The organism is Microbispora sp. KK1-11, from assembly GCF_006874435.1.
GTDB lineage: Bacteria > Actinomycetota > Actinomycetes > Streptosporangiales > Streptosporangiaceae > Microbispora > Microbispora catharanthi.
On sequence record NZ_VIRJ01000001.1, the window covers coordinates 336,239 to 356,848 of the forward strand.

Sequence of the window (20,610 nt, forward strand, 5' to 3'; positions counted from 1 at the left end):
CGAAAGAGAGCAGGAAAGACACCATGATCCCGTTGCCGCTGGCCCGGGTGGCCGAGATCACGTCCGGAGCGCTTAACGGGGCGGCCGACCCCGCGGCCGTGGTCCGGGGGCCCGTCGTGATCGACTCACGGGCGGCCGGGCCGGGCTCGCTGTTCGTGGCGATCAAGGGGGAACGGGCCGACGGGCACGACTTCGCCCGGCAGGCCCGCGACGCCGGCGCCGCCGCCGTCCTCGCCACCCGGCCCGTCGAGGCGCCGGCCGTGATCGTGGGCGACCCGCTCGCGGCCCTGGCCTCGCTCGCCACCGCCGTGCTGTCGGAGCTGCCCGGCACGACCGTGGTCGGGGTGACCGGCTCCGCGGGCAAGACCACGACCAAGGACCTGCTGGCCGGTCTCGCCGCCCGGCTCGGCCCCACGGTCGCCCCCGTCGGCTCGTACAACAACGAGATCGGCCACCCGCTGACCGTGCTCAAGGCCGACGAGACCACCAGATTCCTGGTACTGGAGCTGAGCGCGCGCAACATCGGCCACATCGCCTACCTCGCGGGGATCGCCCCGCCCCGCATCGGCGTCGTGCTCAACGTCGGCACCGCGCACCTGGGGGTGTTCGGCGGCAAGGAGGCGATCGCGCAGGCCAAGGGCGAGCTCGTCGAGGCGCTGCCCGCCGACGGGGTCGCCGTGCTCAACGCCGACGACCCGCTGGTGCGCGCGATGGCCGGACGTACGAGCGCGCGGGTGACCTACTTCGGGCGCTCGCCGGAGGCGCACGTGCGGGCGGAGGACGAGACGCTCGACGCGACCGGCCGCGCCTCGTTCACGCTGCGCACGCCGTCCGGCGCCGCCCCGGTCCGGCTGCGCCTGTACGGCGCGCACACGGTGGAGAACGCCCTGGCCGCGGCGGCGGCCGCGCACGAGCTGGGGCTGCCGGTGGCCGACATCGCCGAGGAGCTGTCGGCGGCCGAGCCGCGCAGCCGCTGGCGGATGGAGGTCACCGAGCGGCCCGACGGCGTGACCGTGATCAACGACGCCTACAACGCCAACCCCGACTCCATGCGGGCCGCCTTCGGCAGCCTCGCGGTGATGGGGGAGGGGCGGCGCCGGTTCGCGGTGATCGCCGCGCTGCGCGAACTCGGCGAGGACGGCCCGGCGCTGAACGAGGACCTCGGGCGGCTGGCCGCGGGCGCGGGCCTGGAGGCGGTCGTCGTCGTGGGGGAGGACGCCGAGCCGGTGCTCAGGGGCGCGCCCGGCGCGATCCACGTCCCGGACGCCTCGGCGGCGGCGCGGGAGTTGTCGGGCCGGCTCGCGCCGGGCGACGTGGTGCTGGTGAAAGGGCCGCGTGCGGCCGGACTCGAGCGGGTCGCCGAGGCGATCCTCGGAGGTGACGCCCGGTGAGGAACATCCTCATCGCGGGGGCGATCTCGCTGATTCTCTCCATGGTCGGCACGCCGCTGGCCATCCGGCTGTTCGCCCGCAGGGGTTACGGCCAGAACATCCGGGAGGAGGGCCCGTCGGGACACTACGACAAGAAGGGCACTCCCACGATGGGCGGCACGGTGATCGTCATCGCGTCGCTGATCGGCTACTTCGTGGCTCACGGGGCGACCGTCTTCTCGGCCGTCAGCGACCCCCCGACGGCGTCGGGACTGCTGGTGCTGTTCCTGATGACGGGCCTCGGCGCGGTCGGCTTCCTCGACGACTTCATCAAGATCTACAAGCAGCGGAGCCTGGGCCTGCGCAGCGGCGCCAAGGCGGGCGGGCAGCTCGTCGTCGGAGCGATCTTCGCGGTGCTCGTCCTGCGGTTCCCCAACGCCTACGCCGTGACCCCCGCGGAGACGCGCGTGTCGTTCCTGCGGGACATCGGGCCGTCGATCGGGCTGATCGGGTTCATGATCTGGGTCGTGTTCTTCATCGTGGGCTTCTCGAACGCGGTGAACCTGACCGACGGCCTCGACGGCCTGGCCTCCGGCGCCACCTGCCTGGTCCTCGCGGCGTACGTGCTGATCGGCAACTGGCAGCTGCGCAACAGCTGCACGACGGTCGGCTTCGGCCCCAACTGCTACTGGGTCCGAGATCCGCTCGACCTGGCGGTGGTCGCGGCGGCGGTGCTGGGCGCATGTCTGGGCTTCCTGTGGTGGAACGCCCCGCCCGCCAAGATCTTCATGGGTGACACCGGCTCGCTGGCCCTCGGCGGCGTGATCGCCGGCCTGGCCTTCACCACCCGGACCCAGCTCCTGCTCGTCATCCTGGGCGGCCTGTTCGCGATCATCACGATGTCGGTGATCATCCAGGTCGGGTCCTTCAAGCTGACCCGCAGACGCGTCTTCCGGATGGCGCCACTCCAGCACCACTTCGAGTTGTCGGGCTGGGCCGAGACGACGATCGTGGTGCGCTTCTGGCTGATCGCCGCCTTGTGCGTCGCCGCCGGTCTCGGACTGTTCTACCTCGAATGGATGCCGAAACAGTGAACGTCGTCGTCGCCGGCCTCGGCGTGTCGGGCGCCGCCGCGGCGCGGGCCCTGGCGGCGCGCGGCGAGAGCGTGACCGTGCTGGAGGCCGCGGACGGCGAGCGGCAGCGTACGACGGCCGCCGAGCTCGCCGAGCTGGGCGTGGAGGTGCGCTTCGGCGAGCCCGCCCTGCCCGCCGGGACCTCGCTCCTGGTCACCTCGCCGGGCTGGCGTCCCACCCACCCGCTGCTCGTCGCCGCCGCGGACGCGGGCGTCGAGGTCATCGGGGAGGTCGAGCTGGCCTGGCGGCTGCGGCAGGAGCCCGCGGCCCCCTGGCTGGCGCTGACCGGCACCAACGGCAAGACCACCGCCGTCCGCATGCTCACGTCCATGCTGTCCGCCGCCGGGCACAAGGCCGTGGCCGTGGGCAACGTCGGGGTCCCCATCGTCGAGGCCGTCGACGGGCCGTACGACGTGCTGGCCGTGGAGCTGTCGAGCTTCCAGCTCCACTGGTCCTCGACCCTGGCCCCGCTCGCGGCGGCCGTGCTCAACGTGGCGCCCGACCACATCGACTGGCACGGCTCCATGGAGGAGTACGCCGCGGCCAAGGCGCGTATCTTCGCGGGAGCGGGGACGGTGATCTACAACGCCGACGACGCGGCGTCGTCCCGCCTGGCCGAGCCTTACGCCTCGCGGGTGGGCTTCACGCTCGCCGTTCCCCGGCCCGGTCAGCTCGGAGTCGTGGAGGACCTGCTGGTCGACCGGGCCTTCGTGGCCGACCCGGCGACCTCGGCGGAGGAGCTGGCCTGCCTCGCCGACGTGCGGCCGTTCGCGCCGCACAACGTCGCCAACGCGCTCGCCGCCGCCGCCCTGGCCCGCGCGTACGGCGTGCCCCCCGAGGCCGTGCGGCGCGGCCTGCGGGAGTTCACGCCCGACCCGCACCGGATCGCGCACGTGGCCAGGGTCGGCGAGGTCGACTACGTGGACGACTCCAAGGCCACCAACCCGCACGCGGCCGCCGCGTCCCTCGCCGCCTACGAGTCGGTCGTGTGGATCGCGGGCGGCCAGCTCAAGGGCGCCGACGTCGACGATCTCGTACGGCAGTCCGCGCCCCGGCTGCGCGGCGCGGTGCTGCTGGGGACCGACCGGGATGTGATCCGCCGCGCATTGGCGCGACACGCCGCGAATGTCCCCGTGGTGGACGTGCCGGGGCAAGACACTGGGGTCATGGACCGTGTCGTCGCCGAAGCCGCCCGGCTCGCCACCCCGGGTGACACCGTGCTGCTCGCCCCCGCCGGAGCGTCACTGGACATGTTCGCCAGTTACGGAGCGCGTGGGGAGGCCTTCGCCCGAGCCGTGCGGCGGCTGGCGGCCCGGTGACGGGCCCCGCGACCGGCTCCGCCGGTGCCGGGACCGCGCGGAAGGCGGAGCGCCAGGGGCCCGAGCCCGTCGGCTGGGCCGCCGCCCAGCTCGCCGCGCTGCGCGAGCTGCTCGGCCGCCCTCTGACGTCCTACCACCTGGTGCTCGGCTGCAGCGCGCTGCTGCTTGCGCTCGGGCTGATGATGGTGCTGTCGGCGTCGAGCATCGAGGCGCTGCAGCGGACCGGCGACCCGTTCTACTGGTTCCTCAAGCAGGTCACGTCGGTGGCGATCGGGCTTCCCCTGATGTGGGTGTGCTCCCGGTTGCCGCAGCGGTTCTTCCGCCTGGCCGGCTACCCGCTGATGGGCCTGTCGATCCTCGGCCTGCTGATGGTCATCTTCCTCGGCCAGGAGCTGCTGGGCGCCCAGCGCTGGATCGTCATCGGCCCGTTCTCCGTCCAGCCGTCGGAGCCGGCGAAGCTGGCCCTGGTGCTGTGGGGCGCCGACCTGCTCGCGACGCGGGCGCGCGCCGGCCGCATCGAGTGGCGCCAGCTGCTGATCCCGCTGATGCCGGGCGTGGCCCTGCTGGCCGTCCTGGTCATGCTCGGGCGCGACCTCGGCACGACGCTCGTGCTCATGATGATCTTCCTGGCGCTGCTGTGGGTGGTCGGCGCGCCGGTGCGGCTGTTCGGCGGGATCCTCGCGCTGCTCGCGCTGGCGACCGCCACTATGATCGTCGTCGAGCCGTACCGGCTCGGCCGCCTCACCGGCTTCATGCACGTGTGGGAGACCGCGCAGAACGAGGGATTCCAGTCCGCCCAGGGACTGATGGCCATCGGTTCGGGCGGCTGGTTCGGCCTCGGGCTCGGCGCGGGCCGGCAGAAGTGGAACTACGTTCCGCACGCGGAGAGCGACTTCATCTTCTCGATCCTGGGCGAGGAGCTCGGGCTGATGGGGACGCTCGTGGTGGTCGCGCTGTTCGGCCTGCTCGGGTACGCCGGGCTGCGCATCGCCATCCGGACGAAGGACCCCTTCGTCCGGCTGTCGGCCGCCGCCGTCACCGCCTGGATCGCCGGGCAGGCCGTCGTCAACATCGGCGCGGTCATCGGCGTCTTCCCGGTCACCGGCATCCCGCTGCCCCTGGTGTCGTACGGCGGATCGGCGCTGCTGCCGACGCTCGCCGCGCTCGGCATGCTGGTGTCGTTCGCCAAACAGGAGCCCGGAGCGCCCGAGGCGCTGGCGGCCCGTGGCCCGGGACCGGTCGCGCGGGCTCTAAGCTGGCTTGGCCTGAACGGCCGCGCCGGGCGGCGGCCCGCGACCTCGCGGGCATCGGCCCGTCAGCGGGCGGCACGGCCGCGTACGGCACGAAGAGGAACGACAGGGAACGGACGCGGGAACATTCGCGAGAAGATCAGGGAAGACGTCCGCGGCGACGTCCGTGAGAACGTCCGCGAAGACGTCCGCGAGAACAGGGAGTGACATGAGGGTGGTCCTCGCCGGCGGCGGGACGGCCGGCCATATCGAGCCGGCGCTCGCGCTGGCCGACGCGCTTCGCCGGCTCGACCCGAGGATCGGCATCACCTGCCTCGGCACCGAGCGCGGCCTGGAGACCCGCCTGGTGCCCGCCCGGGGCTACGAGCTCGAACTCGTGCCCGCCGTGCCGCTGCCCCGCTCGCTCAGCCCCAAGCTCCTCACCGTGCCCGGCCGCCTCGCCGGGGCCATCGGCAGCGCCGCGGGCATCCTCGACAAGGTCGGCGCGGACGTCCTGGTCGGCTTCGGCGGATACGTCGCCACGCCCGGCTACCTCGGCGCCCGGCGGCGCGGCGTGCCGATCGTGGTCCACGAGGCCAACCCCCGGCCCGGCCTGGCCAACCGGCTCGGCGCCCGCCTCACCGATCACGTCTTCACCGGCCACCCCGACGCCGTGCTCCCGAACGCCGAGTACATCGGCATCCCGCTGCGCCGCGAGATCAGCATGATGGACCGCCTGTCGATGGGCGACAAGGCACGGTCGTACTTCGGGCTGGAGTCCGACCGGGTGACGCTGCTCGTGTTCGGCGGCTCCCAGGGCGCCCGCTCGATCAACCAGGCGGCGCTGGAGGCCGCGCCGTACCTGCGTGCGGCCGGCGTCCAGGTGCTGCACGTGATCGGGCCCAAGAACGCCGTCGAGGTCGAGCCCCCGCCCGGCGACCCCCAGTACGTGATCCTCCCGTACGTGGACCGGATGGACCTCGCCTACGCCGCCGCCGACCTCGTGCTGTCCCGCGCGGGCGCCATGACCTGCGCCGAGCTCACCGCCGTGGGGCTGCCCGCGGCGTTCGTGCCGCTGCCGCACGGCAACGGCGAGCAGCGCCTCAACGCCGAGCCCATCGTGCGGGCCGGGGGCGGCCTGATGGTCGACGACGCGAACCTGTCGGCCGCCTGGATCGTCCAGACGCTGCTGCCGATCCTGAACGACCCCGAGCGCGTGGTCGCGATGTCCGAGGCCGCATCGCGGATGGGCCGCAAGGACGCCGACATGGCGCTCGCCCGCAAGGTGCTGGAGATCGCTCACCGATGAGTCTCGTCAAGCTCGTGGATCCCGTCCCTGCGGCCGACCTGGGGCGGGTGCACTTCATCGGCATCGGCGGCGCCGGGATGTCCGGCATCGCGCGGATCCTGCTCAAGCGGGGCGTGCCGGTGTCGGGCAGCGACGCGCGGCCATCCGAGCTGCTGGCGGAGCTGCGCGAGCTGGGCGCCGTCATCCACGTCGGCCACGCCGCTTCCCACATCAAGGACGTGGACACGGTCGTGGTGTCCACCGCGATCCGCGACTCCAACCCCGAGCTGGGGGAGGCGTTGCGGCAGAACCTGCGGGTGATCCCGCGCGCCGCCGCGCTGGCCTCGGTCATGACCGGCCGCACCGGCATCGCCGTCGCCGGCACGCACGGCAAGACCACGACCACCTCGATGCTGACCGTGGCGTTGCAGAAGTGCGGCGAGGACCCGTCGTACTGCGTCGGCGGGCAGCTCGTGACGACCGGGCTCGGCGCCGACGACGGCGCGGGCGAGGTGTTCGTGGCGGAGGCCGACGAGAGCGACGGCTCGTTCCTCATGCTCGCTCCGGGCATCGCCGTGGTGACCAACGTCGAGGCCGACCACCTCGACAACTACGGCGACCCCCAGGCCGTCCACGACAGTTTCGCCCGCTTCGTCGAGCGGATCGGGTCGCTGCTCGTGGTGTGCGCCGACGACCCCGGCGCCGCCGCCCTCGTGCCCGTCGCGCGTGAGCGCGGCCTCACCGTCGTCACGTACGGCGAGAGCGCCGGCGCCGACCTGCGCACGACCGACGTGGTGCCGCGCGGCCTCGGCGTGGAGTTCGGCGTGGAGCTCGGCCCCGCCGTGCCCGGGGGAGCGGGACGCGGCGAGGTGCGCCTCGCCGTGCCGGGCCGGCACAACGCGCTCAACGCCACCGCGGTGATCGCCGTGGCGCTCCACCTCGGCCTGCGCTTCGACGACGTCAAGGAGGGCCTGGCCGCCTTCACCGGGGCGAAGCGGCGGTTCGAGTCCAAGGGCGAGGCCGCGGGCGTGACGGTCTTCGACAGCTACGCCCACCACCCGACCGAGCTGACCGCGGATCTGCGCGCCGCCCGTGACGTCGTCACCGGCGACGGCCGGGTCATCGCGGTCTTCCAGCCGCACCTCTACTCGCGCACCCGGTTCTTCGCCGACGAGTTCGGCGCGGCGCTCGGCCTCGCCGACGAGGTGGTCGTGCTGGACGTGTACGGCGCGCGCGAAGACCCCGAACCGGGGGTCTCCGGCGCGCTGGTCGCGGGGAAGATCCCGCTTCCCGTCGAGCGGGTCGTCTACGCGCCCGACCGGCAGGCCGTGCCGGCGCTCGTCGCCGGCCGGGCCCGTGCCGGGGACATCGTCCTGACGATGGGCGCGGGAGACGTGACGGAGCTCGGCCCGAAGATCGTCGCGGAGCTGTCCGCCCGGTGATACGGGTCGTGATCCGGAGCGTGGGGGACCGGTGAGGCGGGCCGTCCGGCGTTCGGCCCTCGCCACCCTGCTGGCCGTCGGGGTGGTGGGCGTCGCCACGTGGGTCGTGTTCTTCTCGCCCGTCCTCGGCGTGCGGGAGGTCGAGATCACCGGCAACAGCCGGATCCCCGCCGAGCAGCTGAGACAGGCCGCGGGGGTGCGCACCGGCACGCCGCTCGCCACCGTCGACCTCGCCGGGGTCGAAGGGCGGCTGCGGGCGATGCGCGCGATCGAGTCGGCCACGGTCGACCGCGGCTGGCCGGGAACGCTGCGCATCAACGTGGTGGAACGCGTCCCCGCCGCCGCCGTGCCCATGGGCGTGACGACCGCGGTGATCGACCGGTACGGCGTCGTCCTCCAGCAGGTGACCGCGGCCCCGCCCCGGCTGCCGGTGCTGCGCGTCCAGCGGGCCGCCGTGGACGACCCCGCCACCAGGGCCGGGCTCACCGTGCTGCGGGCGCTGCCGGACAGCGTCCTGCAGCGCCTGCGGGAGCTGCGCGTCCCCTCGCCCCGGTCGATCACGCTCAAACTCACCGACGGCCGCACGGTCGTATGGGGAGACGCGGGGCGCTCGGCGCAGAAGGGACGTGTCCTGCTCGCCGCCCTCGCCAAGCCGGGAACCAGCTTCGATGTCAGCTCGCCGCAGGTGGTGACGGTCAAGTGAGATATCTCACGGGCCGCGGACGCATGATCCGGGACCGCCTTTCAGCGGGGCATCGTGTGAATAGGACAGCGCGCGACACGCCGGACGGCCTTGCGGCGCGGTTAGTTGACCCTGGGGGACGCGCAACCCTACTGTCCGTATCAATCCTCAGGTTGACATAACTCTAAATCTCAACTTGAGGGTGAGAGTTCAGAAGACGGCGGGCCCTGCCCGCATGAAACGCAAACGAGCGGAAAGGCCCCTCGTCGTGGCAGCACCGCAGAACTACCTCGCGGTCATCAAGGTCGTCGGCATCGGCGGCGGCGGAGTGAACGCCGTCAACCGGATGATCGAGGAGGGACTCAAGGGCGTCGAGTTCATCGCCATAAACACTGACGCCCAGGCGCTGCTGATGAGTGACGCCGACGTGAAGCTCGACGTGGGGCGCGAGCTCACGCGGGGCCTCGGCGCGGGCGCCAACCCGGAGGTGGGCCGCAAGGCCGCAGAGGACCACCGGGAGGAGATCGAGGAGGTCATCAAGGGCGCCGACATGGTCTTCGTGACCGCGGGCGAGGGCGGCGGCACCGGGACCGGCGGCGCGCCGGTCGTGGCCAGCATCGCCCGCTCGCTCGGCGCGCTGACGATCGGCGTGGTCACCCGGCCCTTCAGCTTCGAGGGCAAGCGCCGGGCCATGCAGGCCGAGGCCGGCATCGAGACCCTCCGCGAGGAGGTCGACACGCTGATCGTCATTCCGAACGACCGGCTGCTGTCGATCTCCGACCGCCAGGTGAGCGTGCTCGACGCGTTCAAGGCCGCCGACCAGGTGCTGCTGTCCGGTGTGCAGGGCATCACCGACCTCATCACCACGCCCGGTCTGATCAACCTGGACTTCGCCGACGTGAAGTCGGTCATGTCCGGCGCGGGCTCGGCCCTCATGGGCATCGGCCACGCCAGGGGCGACGACCGGTCGGTCGCCGCCGCCGAGATGGCGGTCTCCAGCCCGCTGCTGGAGGCGAGCATCGACGGCGCCCACGGCGTGCTGCTGTCCATCGCGGGCGGCTCCGACCTGGGCCTGTTCGAGATCAACGAGGCGGCCCAGCTCGTCAGCAACGCCGCCGCGCCCGACGCCAACATCATCTTCGGCACGGTCATCGACGACGCGCTCGGCGACGAGGTGCGGGTGACGGTCATCGCGGCCGGGTTCGACGAGCCCGAACCGGCCAAGTCGGCGGCCGCGCCGCTGTCGCGGCCCCAGCAGGCCCGCCCGGCGCAGGCCGCGCCCGCGACCCGTCCCGCGCCCGCCCCGGCCAAGCCGGAGCCGCGTGCGGAGCCCGCGCAGCCGCCGGTGCGTCCGATGAGCAGCGTGGCGCAGCCCGCGCCCGCGCCGGCGCAGCCCGCGACTCCGCCGGTGACCCAGCTTCCGATGAACGCGCTTCCGGCGAACCCTGTGCCGCCGCCGGCCCAGCCCGCGAGCCAGCCGGTTCAGCAGGCGACGCCGCAGGCCGCGTCCGCGCCGCAGGCCCAGCAGGCCGAGGCGGTCACGCCGTTCCCGCGCGACGCGGCGGCCGAGGGCGGGCGCGACCAGGGCGCCACCGGGCCGCTGTCGATCCCGCGTCCTACCCCCGAGCCGCCGACCCCGATCACCTCCAGGACCGCTCAGCCGGGTCCCCGGCGTCCGGTGGTGTTCGAGGAGCAGGAGGAGGAGCTCGACGTGCCGGACTTCCTCAAGTGACGCTGGACGTTGGTACGGCCGGAGGCACGGTCCGTGGGTGACCGGCGCGAGCAGCTGGCCGCGGCGCTGGCCGAGGTGGAGCGGCGCATCGACGACGCCTGCAGGGCCGCGGGCCGGTCGCGGTCGGAGATCACCCTGATCGCGGTGACGAAGACCTACCCGGCCTCCGACGTGCGGCTGCTCGCCGAGCTGGGCGTGTCGCACGTCGGCGAGAATCGCGACCAGGAGGCGGCGGCCAAGGCGGCCGAGTGCGCCGGTCTCGGCCTCACATGGCATTTCATCGGCCAGTTACAGACGAACAAGGTCCGCTCGGTCGCCTCCTACGCCCACATGGTCCACTCGGTGGACCGCCCCCGTCTGGTGGACGCGCTCAGCCGCGAGGCCGTACGCGCGGAGCGAGAGGTGGACTGCCTCATCCAGGTCGCCCTCGACGCCGCACCGGGCGAGGGCGATGCCGGGCGGGGCGGCGCCGCGCCGCAGGAGGTGCCGGCGCTCGCTGGGCTCGTCGCGAAGGCGGAGGGGCTGCGCCTGCGGGGGGTCATGGCGGTCGCCCCGCTGGGGGAGGACCCGGCCGCCGCGTTCGCCCGGCTGCGGGCCGTCGCTGAGCGGGTCCGCGAGGAACACCCCGCCGCCGATGTGATATCGGCCGGGATGAGTGGAGATATCCCCCAGGCTGTGGCGAACGGCGCGACACACCTGCGAGTCGGTACGGCGTTGCTCGGCCGCAGAAAGCCCTTCGTCAGGTAATGTCCCCCAAGTGGACCATGGTGTCCGCGCTCAGGTAGAGGTCGATCAGCGGTGAGCTCCAAGGGGGGTACGGCTACCGCCCTGGCCTTCCGAAGGGACCTTGAAGGCACCAGTAAAGCGGAGGACGACGAGCGATGGCCGGCGCGATGCGCAAGATGGCGGTCTACCTCGGTCTCGTGGAGGACGACCGCTACGAAGACAGGTACGCGGCAGAGTACGGCACCGACGAGGAGTACGGCGACGAGGAGTACGAGTCGCCCCGGCGCGGCTTCGCCGGCCCCTCGGCCACACACTCCGGGCCCCTGGAGCGCGAGGACGACACCGAGACGGCCGTCCCCGCTCCGCGTCCCCCCACAACCGTGCTGGAGCGCCGTACGACCGATCTGGCGCGCATCACCACCCTGCATCCCCGCACGTACAACGAGGCGCGGACGATCGGCGAGCACTTCCGCGAGGGCACGCCGGTCATCATGAATCTGACAGAGATGGTCGACAGCGACGCCAAGCGCCTTGTCGATTTCGCGGCAGGTCTCGTCTTTGGCCTACACGGCAGCATCGAACGTGTTACCAACAAGGTGTTCCTGTTGTCCCCCGCCAACGTTGAGGTGACCGCCGAGGACAAGGCCAGAATCGCGGAACGCGGCTTCTTCAACCAGAGCTAGAGTTCCATACATGAACAGTGACCGGCTGAGCGGTGCCCGTGCGGCCCGAGGACGGCTGGACCGAGGGGAGGCGGGGCTCGACCGTGGGGATCATTAGCGAGATCTTGGTCATCGCCCTGACCCTCTTCCTGGTTCTGCTGATCGGCAGAATGATCATAGATACGGTGCAGGCGTTCGCCCGCGCCTGGCGGCCCACCGGGGTCGTCCTGGTGCTGGCGGAGGTTGTTTACACAATGACCGACCCGCCTCTCAAGTTCCTCCGCCGTTTCATTCCGCCCCTCAGGTTGGGTACGGTGGCCTTTGACCTGAGCTTCACAGTGCTGTTCATTGTGGTTTTGGTCTTGATCCAAGTCGTGAACGCGCTTCGTTGATCGGGTACCGTCCGACCGGACAGACTCCAAGCGCGCCAAGGAGACCCAAATGCCGTTGACGCCCGCTGATGTGCGGAACAAGCAGTTCAGTACCACCCGGCTGAGGCCGGGGTACGACGAGGAGGAGGTCGACGCGTTCCTCGACGAGGTCGAGGCCGAACTGGACCGCCTCATCCAGGAGAACGAGGAGCTCCGCGCGAAGCTGGCCGAGTGCCTCAGGGGCAAGGTCCCCGGGGGCATGGGCATGCCCGGCTCGATGCAGATGGCGCCCGCTCCCGTGGCCGAGCCCAAGCCCGAGATGATGGCCCCCCAGCCGGAGCCGATCAAGCCTCCGGAGCCGGCCCGTCCCGAGCCGGTGCCCGTCGGCATGGGCCTGCCGCCCGCCGAGGACAACATGGACACCGCGGCCCGCGTGCTCGCCCTCGCCCAGCAGACGGCCGACCAGGCGATCGCCGACGCCCGTCGCGAGGCGGACGAGACCGTGACCCGCGCCCGGCGTGAGGCCGACGACATCCTCGGCAAGGCCCGCCGCCAGGCCGAGCAGATCATCGGCGACGCCCGCGCCCGCGCCGAGACGCTGGAGCGCGACGCCCAGGAGCGGCACCGCCAGGCCATGGGCACCCTCGTGCAGACCCGCGACGAGCTGGAGCGCAAGGTCGAGGAGCTGCGCAGCTTCGAGCGCGAGTACCGCAGCCGTCTCAAGCTGTACCTGGAGAACCAGCTCGCCGAGCTGAACGTCGCGGGTGAGGGCAGCGGAGGCTTCCCGATCGTGGGCGCCGCCCCGGCCATGGCCCACGCCGTCGCCCCCGGTCCCCAGCAGATGAGCGCCGCCCCCAACCCGTTCGGCCAGGAGCCCTCGCAGCACTCCGGCGCCTTCCCCGGACCCGACGGCCCCCACAACGACCGCCGGTAAGCAGTTGCGGGTCCTCACAGGGACCTGAAAGCTCGGAGAACCCCCCGTGATCCTCATCAGTGCCGCACTGGTCCTCGCCGCAATCGTCCTGCTCATCGCGGGCGTCGTGCTGGGGACACCCCCTCTCGTGATGTGGTCGATCGTCGTCAGCGTGCTGTCGGCGGTCTGTCTGCTGATCGGGGCACTGCTGAGGCGCCACGAGCTGTTCCCCGCCGGTGGGCGTGCCGCCGAAGGAACCGCTCCCACCCCCCAGGGTTCGTCCGTGCCCCAGCTCGCGCACATCGGTGCCGTGAGCGGGGCGTACGGCGGAGCCCTCGCCGGGGCACCGGCGCATCCGGTGGCGACGCCCATGGTGGCGGCACCGCCGGTCACGCATCACGGGGCACTGCCCCCGCAGACCTTCCCGTCCCCGCCACCCCAGCGGACGGGACCGATCACGCGGCCGCCGGCCGGCTCCGGCCGCGGCCTCGCCCCCGACGCGATCGTTCTGGTGATCCCCGGGCGCAAGCGCTTCCATCTGGCCACCTGCCGCCAGCTCGCCGGGCGTGAGACCGAGGAGCTCACGTACGAGGAGGCCCGCGAGGAGGGCTTCACCCCCTGCACCACCTGTCTCCCCGAGATCTCCACCCGTACGGCGGAGCCGGAGGAGACCTCCCTCCGTGACGACACGGCCCGCGGCGACGCGGCTCGCGATGAGAGCCTGCGCGCGGAAGCCGCCCCCACGACCACCACGTCTTCGGCCGGAACCTCCGGCACGACCGGCAGGGAGCCGTCCCGTCCCACGCCCGCTGATCGAGAGCCGCCCGTCGCGCGGTTCCCTCAGCCCGGCGTCCCGGGGCCGCGCCTGCCCGAGTCGTCCGGCCCTGAATCGTCCGGCCCGTCCACGCCCTCCGGCGGCAAGCCGTCCGACGACGAAGCGCGCGAAGAGCCCCGTGAGGCGGCGGAGAAGGCGTCAGGGAAGACCACCGACGCCGGCGAGGCCGATGAGCAGGACGGCCCGGCGCGCGACACGGCTTCCGAGGCCGATGCCGGGACCGAGGGCGACGAGCACACGCCGGTGGACTGGTTCGGCCGGAGCGCGTCGCCGGAGTCCGGCGCCGAGACGACGGCGCCGCGGCCTGCCGCCCCCACCCCCTCCACCCCGCCGTCCTCGTCTTCCGCTTCCACCTCCGCCGCGTCTGCAGGGTCGTCCGGATCCTCCGCGCCGTCCTGGCCTTCTGCCACGTCATGGTCCGCACCGGCCTGGTCTCCGCCGGCGGCAGGATCGGCGTCGGGCCGGGAGGACGACGAGACGGACGACTCGCTGACCGACACCGCGGAGCACGACTGGTTCAGGCCCGGCGGGGTCCCCCTGCCGTGGGACCCCGCACGGTCAAAGGCGGCCGGGGAGGCGGGGAGGCAAACCCCGTCGTCTGAGGACGGGGAGTCCGATGGCCCTGCGGCCGGGGACAAGGCCCCGGGTGCGGCTGCGGCCTCGCCCCAGAAGGCCACCTCTTCCCGGGCGGACGACGAGCAGGCCCGTGACGACCAGAGCCACTCCGGCGCCGCGGACGCGCAAGCGCCGTCCCGCCCGGAGGACGCCCCCACGCCCCCGCGTGCGGGGACCGCAAAGCCGGTGGAGCCGGCAGAGACCCCCGGATCCGGGCGCGCCGGATCCGCGGCCTCGGCCGGCTCCACCTCCGGCTCGGCGCCCGCCGCCGAGCGAACCGCTGAGAAGAGCACGAAGAAGAGCAGCGAGAAGACCGGCTCCGCCCACGAAGAGGACGGCGCCGGCAAGGGCGACGGCGCCGCCGCGGCGCCCCGCGCCGCAAAGACGGCCACGTCCGGTCCCGGCAGCACGTCCGGTCCCGGCAGCACGGACAAGGACGGCGAGGACCGCGGCGGGTCCGGAGACGAGACCGGTGAGGATCTCACCGCTGACTCGGCGGAGCCGTCCGCGGATGGGGACACGCCGGTGCGGGTCATGGTCGGCACCCGGCGCTACCACGAGGCCGGTTGCCCCTTGATCAGCGGGATGGGCGACTCGGGCATCGAGACCATGACACGGGCCGAGGCCGACGAGGCGGGCCTCACCCCCTGCTCGGTCTGCCAGAACGACCGTTGACGCGGCCTGCCGCATCTGCCTGCCGCATCTGACGGTGCGCGATGGGGGTGCGCGATGGGGGTGCGCCGCTGTTTCCGCCGCGGCGTGGTCACGTAGGCGGCCCTGCTAGGTCGTCCCTGTCCTAGCTGGAGGAACGGTTCCTCCCGCATGTCCAGAAGGACAGGCGACCTCCCACGCCGCCTCGATCATCCGGAAGATCTCGTCCACCGCGGCCTCCGGATCGGCCGCCTCACGAGCCAGCGAGTAGGCGTCGATCACGAACCTCGCGATCGTCCGGCAGGCGGTCGTGGTCTCCGGCAGATCGAGATCGGCGGCGATGGCTCTGGCCAGCGACTCCGCGTGGCGCAGCCTCATCGACTCCTCGTACTCCCGCAGGGCGGGCGATTCGTCGACCATGCGCCAGATCGGGGCGGCGCTGTCGGCCGTGCAATGCCGCACCAAGGCATGGATCTCGCGGCGCAGCGCGGGGATGAGCGGCTGGTGCGGGGCCCGGCCGGCGACCGCCTGCGTGAGGCGTTGCTCGAAGTCCTGGTCCTGCTCGAACACCAGGGCCTCTTTCGAGGCGAAGTGGGAGAAGAGCGTGGTGACGGCCACGTCGGCCTCGGCGGCCACGTCACGGATGCCCACGGCGTCGTACCCGCGTTCCAGGAAGAGCCGCAGGGCGGTGTCGGCGATCTTCTGGCGGGTGGCGGCCTTCTTGCGCTCACGGCGTCCGGACGGCACGGTCATGCCCTGATGCTATCAGATGCAAAATCAGAACCGTTTTTAAACGCTAACGGTTAGTGCTACGGTCGGCCGCATGAAGAAAGTGAGCTTCGCCGAGTTCGGCGGTCCGGACGTTCTGCAAGTGGTAGACGCCGAGGAGCCTCACGCGGGCCCCGGCCAGGTACGCATCGCCGTGCGGGCGGCGGGCGTGAACCCCGTCGACTGGAGGATCCGCGAAGGCCAGTTCCAGAAGGTCCATCCGATCGAGTTGCCCGCCGGAGTCGGGCTGGACGCCTCCGGGGTGGTGGACGAGGTCGGCGAGGGCGTCGAAGGGGTCGATATCGGCGACCACGTGTTCGGCGAAGGTTCGAGCACCTATGCCGAGTTCGCCGTGCTGTCGGCCTGGGCCCGTATGCCCGAGGGGCTGACGTTCGAAGAGGCGGCCGGGTATCCCTCCGTGGTGGAGACCGCGCTGCGTGTCATCCGCCAGGTCGGTGTTCAGCCCGGGCAGACGCTGCTGGTCAGCGGTGCGTCCGGGGGAGTCGGATCGGCGGTGCTGCAGATCGCCCGCGACCGCGGCATTGCGGTGATCGGCACGGCTGGGGCCGCGAACCAGGACTACCTGCGTAGCCTGGGTGCCGTCGCGACGACGTACGGCGAGGGCTGGGTCGAGCGGGTGCGGCAGCTCGGCCATGTCGACGCGGCTCTCGATCTGGCCGGCTCGGGCGTGATCCGCGAGCTCGTCGAGCTGACCGGGGATCCGCAGAAGGTGATCTCCATCGCCGATCTCGGGGCGCCGGAGCTCGGTGTCCGGTTCTCCGGAGTGGCCGGGAGCATGCCGGAAGCGCTCGCCGAGGCCGTCGGCCTCATCTCCCGGGGGAAGCTCCACATTCCGGTCGAGAAGTCGTACACGCTCGCCGAGGCCGCGGCGGCGCACATCGACAGCCAGGCCGGTCACACGCGCGGGCGCCGGGTCGTCGTCGTCTGAGTCGTCTCCCGCGCAGTCGCACGTTGGCGGCGGCGAACGTGCCTGCGGGCGGTACACATGCCGATGGGGCCGGTCGGCGACCGGCCCCATCGGTTTCGGGATCAGGCCTTGCGCAGGCGGAAGGACAGGCCGAGGTCGGCGTCCTCGTGGACCGGGAGGTCCTCGTCCGGGACGCCTTCGGTGAGGCTCGCCGCCAGCACCTCGTCGGCGACGGCGTCGCCGCCCTCGCGCAGCGCCTCGGCCAGCTCACCGCCGGCCGACCACCACAGGTGGATGCGGTCGGTGATGGACAGGCCGGTGGACTTGCGGGCCTCCTGGACGAGCCGGATCACGTCGCGGACCAGGCCGGCCCGGCGCAGCTCGTCGGTGATCGCCAGGTCCAGCGCCACGGTCTCGCCGGTGCCGGTGTCCACCGCGCCGGTCTCCACGGCCCAGCCCGACTTCGGCTGCTCGGTCACGATCACGTCGTCCGCGCCCAGCTCCACCATGCCCAGTTCCCCGGCCTCGACCGTCGCGGACCCGCCCGAGCGCAGGGCCCGGGCCAGCTCCGCCGCGTCGGCGCCGGACACGGCCGCGGCGACGAGCTTGGTCTGCGAGCCGAACCGCTTGCCGAGGCTGCGGAAGTTGGGCTTGACCGTGAACGTCACCAGGTCGGCGGAGAACCCGGACAGGTCCTCCAGCCGCTGCACGTTGAGCTCGTCGGCGATCAGGTCGCGCAGCTCGCCGGGGAGCGAGGCCCAGCCGGGGGCGCCGACCAGGGCCCGGCCGAGCGGCTGGCGGGTCTTGACCGACGACGAGGCGCGCGCCGACCGGCCCAGCTCCACGAGCCGTCGCACCAGCGCCATCCGCTCCGACAGCTCGGGGTCGAGCAGCGCGGCGTTCACCTCCGGCCAGGTGGCCAGGTGCACCGAGGCCGGGGCGTCCGGGTCGCGCAGCACGTCCCACAGGTAGTCGGTGAGGAACGGCACGAGCGGGGCCATGAGCCGGGTGACGGTCTCCAGGCACTCGTACAGCGTCGCGAAGGCCGACGCCTCACCGGACCAGAAGCGGCGGCGCGAGCGGCGGACGTACCAGTTGGACAGGTCGTCCAGGAACTCGGTGAGCCGTCGCCCGGCCCTGGCGGTGTCGAACTCCTCCATCGACGCGGTGACCTCGGCCACCGTGCGGTGCAGCTCCGCCAGCGCCCACCGGTCGATCAGCGGCCGCTCGGCGTACGCCGGGGCCTCGGCCGTCCGGGCCGGGGACCACGACTCGGCGTTGGCGTAAAGCGCGAAGAACGACGCGGTGTTCCAGTAGGTCAGCAGGACCTTGCGGACGATCTCCTCCAGCGCGGCGTGGCCGATCCGCCGGGGCGCCCAGGGGGACCCGGAGGTGGCCATGTACCAGCGCAGGGCGTCGGCGCCGTGCTGGTCCATGAGCGGCATCGGGCGCAGCACGTTGCCCAGGTGCTTGCTCATCTTGCGGCCGTCCTCGGCGAGGATCAGGCCGAGGCAGAGCACGTTCTCGTACGACGACCGGCCGAACACCAGCGTGCCGACGGTCATCATCGAGTAGAACCAGCCGCGGGTCTGGTCGATCGCCTCGCAGATGAACTGGCCGGGGAAGGAGTTCTCGAAGACGTCCTTGTTGACCAGCGGCGCGCCCCACTGGGCGAACGGCATGGCGCCCGAGTCGTACCAGACGTCGATCACGTCGGGCACCCGCCGTGCCTCCGCCCCGCAGGTGGGACAGGGGAACGTGACGTCGTCGACGAACGGGCGGTGCGGGTCCAGCGCGGTCAGGTCGCGGCCGGCCAGCTCGCCCAGCTCCTTCAGCGAGCCGACGCACGTGACGTGATCCTCGTCCTGCGAGCAGACCCACAGCGGCAGCGGGGTGCCCCAGTAGCGGGACCGCGACAGCGCCCAGTCGACGTTGTTGCGCAGCCACTCGCCGTACCGGCCGTGCTTGATCGTCTCCGGGAACCAGTTGGTGCGCTCGTTCTCGGCGAGGAGCCGGTCCTTGATCGCGGTGGTCCTGATGTACCAGGACGGGAGCGCGTAGTAGAGCAGCGGGGTGTGGCAGCGCCAGCAGTGCGGGTAGCTGTGCTCGAAGTGCTCGCCGCGGAACAGCAGCCCGCGCTCGCGCAGGTTCTCCGTCAGCGGCTCGTCGGCGTCCTTGAAGAACAGGCCGCCCACGAACGGCACGTCCGGCAGGAAGCGCCCGTCCGGGCCGATCGGGTTCACCACCGGCAGGCCGTAGCGCTTGCAGACGGCCATGTCGTCGGCGCCGAAGGCGGGGGCCTGGTGGACCAGGCCGGTGCCGTCCTCGACCGTGACGTACGTGCCGAGCACGACGTAGTGGGCGCCCTCGATGTCCACCAGGTCGAAGGGCCGCCGGTAGGCCGTGTGCTCCAGCTCGGAGCCCCGGTAGGTGGCCAGCACCTCGGCGTCCTCGCCGAGGACCCGCCGCAGCAGCGGCTCGGCCACCACCAGCACCTCGTCGCCGCGCCGGGCCGCGACGTACGTCACGTCGGGGTGCACGGCGACCGCGGTGTTGGACACCAGGGTCCAGGGAGTGGTGGTCCAGATCAGCAGCGAGGCGCCCATCTCGGCCAAGGGGCCGGAGACGACGGGCATGCGCACGTAGACCGACGGGCTGGAGACGGTCTCGTAGCCGCCGGGCTGGCCGAGCTCATGGTCCGACAGGCCGGTGCCGCACCGGGGGCAGTAGGGCGTGATCCTGTGGTCGCGGAACAGCAGGTCCTTGTCCCAGATGGCCTTGAGCGACCACCAGACGGCCTCGACGTACTGGGGGTCCATGGTGCGGTAGGCCTGGGACATGTCGACCCAGTAGCCCATCCGCTCGGTCATCTCCTCGAACGCGTCGACGTTCCGCAGCACCGATTCGCGGCAGCGCGCGTTGAACTCGGCGATGCCGTACGACTCGATCTCGGGCTTGCCGGAAAGGCCGAGTTCCTTCTCGACGGCGACCTCGACGGGCAGGCCGTGGCAGTCCCAGCCGGCCTTGCGGGGCACGTGGTAGCCGCGCATCGACTTGTAGCGGGGGAAGACGTCCTTGAAGACGCGGGCCTCGACATGGTGCACCCCGGGCATGCCGTTGGCCGTGGGCGGGCCCTCGAAGAACACCCAGGAGGGGCCGTCGGCGTTCTGCTCCAGCGAGCGCTCGAAGACCTTCCCGTCCCGCCAGCGTTCGAGGACCTCGTGCTCGAGGGCCGGCAGGTCGACCTGCGCGGGAAGTGAGCGGAAATATTGGGAAGACATCGTCGGGCGGGACCTCCACGCGGTGGCTGTGACAGCGCTGCTGACATGGCGTGAAGGGACGAAGCCGTAGACGGCTCCGCGGTACCACCCTTCTTGACGCCCGGCCGGTGCCGGACGCCCTCTCGTTTCGCTCTGCGCTGCCGGTTCTACTCGGCCGGGACGGCCTTTCTTCCGGCGGCTCCGGGGTGATCTTCCCTTCGCGGCCCGCCCCGGGCTCACACCGTCCCCGGGTCGCTGAGCGGGCGGATGCGGAGGTACTCGTCCCCATCAACACCTTGCAGACTAAGACGATAACGCAACCCGGCCGGAAGGGCTTCCCGATATACGGGTGACGTCCCGGGTGAGACCCGGCTCGTCGCGGGAATACGTGGGGAGGAACACGCGGAGGCTCCGCGATTGTTGTGAGGGTGTGCGGGTGGGCACCGGCGGCCGGCGGAAGGGCGACGGAGGCGGCCCCGCGGGCCCTCGCCTCGGAACCGGTGCATGGGTCCCGGTGGCACCGTCCGCGACAAAATGATCGAAATAGAGGGTGACGAGGAGGAGCTGCCCGAATGCGCCACCCGGTTACGGGTGGGGTAAAAGCCGCAGCGAGTCCGTTGCCGATCCGTTATCGGCGACTTATTCTGCCCGGACCGGCTCGAAACGCACCCGCCGCGAAGGTGCCC

General features: G+C 72.2%; 16 protein-coding genes. 14 read left to right on the forward strand and 2 right to left on the reverse strand.

Annotation, left to right across the window (positions count from 1 at the left end; genetic code table 11):
* The first annotated feature begins 23 nt into the window (after positions 1-23).
* The 13 genes from murF (at position 24) to FLW16_RS01640 (ending at position 14,992) form a co-directional block, all read left to right on the forward strand.
* Positions 24-1,391: a UDP-N-acetylmuramoyl-tripeptide--D-alanyl-D-alanine ligase gene (murF, locus tag FLW16_RS01580; RefSeq protein ID WP_142556801.1), complete on the forward strand. Its 1,368-nt coding sequence runs from the start codon at positions 24-26 to the stop codon at positions 1,389-1,391.
* A complete protein-coding gene (gene mraY / locus FLW16_RS01585) occupies positions 1,388-2,464 on the forward strand; it encodes a phospho-N-acetylmuramoyl-pentapeptide-transferase (RefSeq protein ID WP_142556803.1) in 1,077 nt (358 codons plus the stop codon). Before murF ends, mraY begins: the two co-directional genes overlap by 4 nt.
* Positions 2,446-3,822: a UDP-N-acetylmuramoyl-L-alanine--D-glutamate ligase gene (murD, locus tag FLW16_RS01590; protein ID WP_142556805.1), complete on the forward strand. Its 1,377-nt coding sequence runs from the start codon at positions 2,446-2,448 to the stop codon at positions 3,820-3,822. Before mraY ends, murD begins: the two co-directional genes overlap by 19 nt.
* Complete coding sequence (ftsW, locus tag FLW16_RS01595; RefSeq protein WP_142556806.1) at positions 3,819-5,279, forward strand: putative lipid II flippase FtsW; 1,461 nt, start codon at positions 3,819-3,821, stop codon at positions 5,277-5,279. The genes murD and ftsW overlap by 4 nt, the downstream gene beginning before the upstream one ends.
* Before the next feature lies 1 nt (position 5,280).
* Complete coding sequence (gene murG / locus FLW16_RS01600) at positions 5,281-6,360, forward strand: undecaprenyldiphospho-muramoylpentapeptide beta-N-acetylglucosaminyltransferase (RefSeq protein ID WP_142556808.1); 1,080 nt, start codon at positions 5,281-5,283, stop codon at positions 6,358-6,360.
* Positions 6,357-7,781, forward strand: a complete 1,425-nt coding sequence (gene murC, locus FLW16_RS01605; protein WP_142556810.1) for a UDP-N-acetylmuramate--L-alanine ligase — start codon at positions 6,357-6,359, stop codon at positions 7,779-7,781. Before murG ends, murC begins: the two co-directional genes overlap by 4 nt.
* A 31-nt stretch (positions 7,782-7,812) precedes the next feature.
* Positions 7,813-8,484 (forward strand): cell division protein FtsQ/DivIB, encoded by a 672-nt coding sequence (locus FLW16_RS01610; protein WP_142556812.1) that lies wholly within the window; start codon positions 7,813-7,815, stop codon positions 8,482-8,484.
* A gap of 247 nt (positions 8,485-8,731) precedes the next feature.
* A complete protein-coding gene (ftsZ, locus tag FLW16_RS01615) occupies positions 8,732-10,195 on the forward strand; it encodes a cell division protein FtsZ (RefSeq protein WP_142556814.1) in 1,464 nt (487 codons plus the stop codon).
* A 33-nt stretch (positions 10,196-10,228) separates the two neighbouring features.
* Positions 10,229-10,942, forward strand: a complete 714-nt coding sequence (locus tag FLW16_RS01620) for a YggS family pyridoxal phosphate-dependent enzyme (protein ID WP_142556816.1) — start codon at positions 10,229-10,231, stop codon at positions 10,940-10,942.
* A 134-nt stretch (positions 10,943-11,076) separates the two neighbouring features.
* Positions 11,077-11,604, forward strand: a complete 528-nt coding sequence (locus tag FLW16_RS01625; RefSeq protein WP_142556818.1) for a cell division protein SepF — start codon at positions 11,077-11,079, stop codon at positions 11,602-11,604.
* A 104-nt stretch (positions 11,605-11,708) separates the two neighbouring features.
* Positions 11,709-11,975 (forward strand): YggT family protein, encoded by a 267-nt coding sequence (locus FLW16_RS01630; RefSeq protein WP_396684701.1) that lies wholly within the window; start codon positions 11,709-11,711, stop codon positions 11,973-11,975.
* Between the two features lie 49 nt (positions 11,976-12,024).
* Positions 12,025-12,888: a DivIVA domain-containing protein gene (locus FLW16_RS01635; RefSeq protein WP_142556820.1), complete on the forward strand. Its 864-nt coding sequence runs from the start codon at positions 12,025-12,027 to the stop codon at positions 12,886-12,888.
* Positions 12,889-12,934: 46 nt separating this feature from the next.
* A complete protein-coding gene (locus FLW16_RS01640) occupies positions 12,935-14,992 on the forward strand; it encodes a hypothetical protein (protein WP_142556822.1) in 2,058 nt (685 codons plus the stop codon).
* Between the two features lie 105 nt (positions 14,993-15,097).
* Here FLW16_RS01640 and FLW16_RS01645 read toward each other — a convergent pair whose 3' ends face one another.
* Complete coding sequence (locus tag FLW16_RS01645; protein WP_142556824.1) at positions 15,098-15,721, reverse strand: TetR/AcrR family transcriptional regulator; 624 nt, start codon at positions 15,719-15,721, stop codon at positions 15,098-15,100.
* 70 nt (positions 15,722-15,791) lie between these two features.
* Between FLW16_RS01645 and FLW16_RS01650 the strand changes: the two genes are divergently transcribed.
* The gene (locus FLW16_RS01650) at positions 15,792-16,685 is read left to right on the forward strand and encodes an NADP-dependent oxidoreductase (RefSeq protein ID WP_142556826.1); all 894 of its coding nucleotides are present in this window, start codon (positions 15,792-15,794) and stop codon (positions 16,683-16,685) included.
* A gap of 101 nt (positions 16,686-16,786) precedes the next feature.
* Here FLW16_RS01650 and ileS read toward each other — a convergent pair whose 3' ends face one another.
* Positions 16,787-19,945, reverse strand: coding sequence for an isoleucine--tRNA ligase (gene ileS, locus FLW16_RS01655; protein ID WP_142556828.1), 3,159 nt, complete (start codon positions 19,943-19,945; stop codon positions 16,787-16,789).
* Positions 19,946-20,610: the final 665 nt, after the last annotated feature.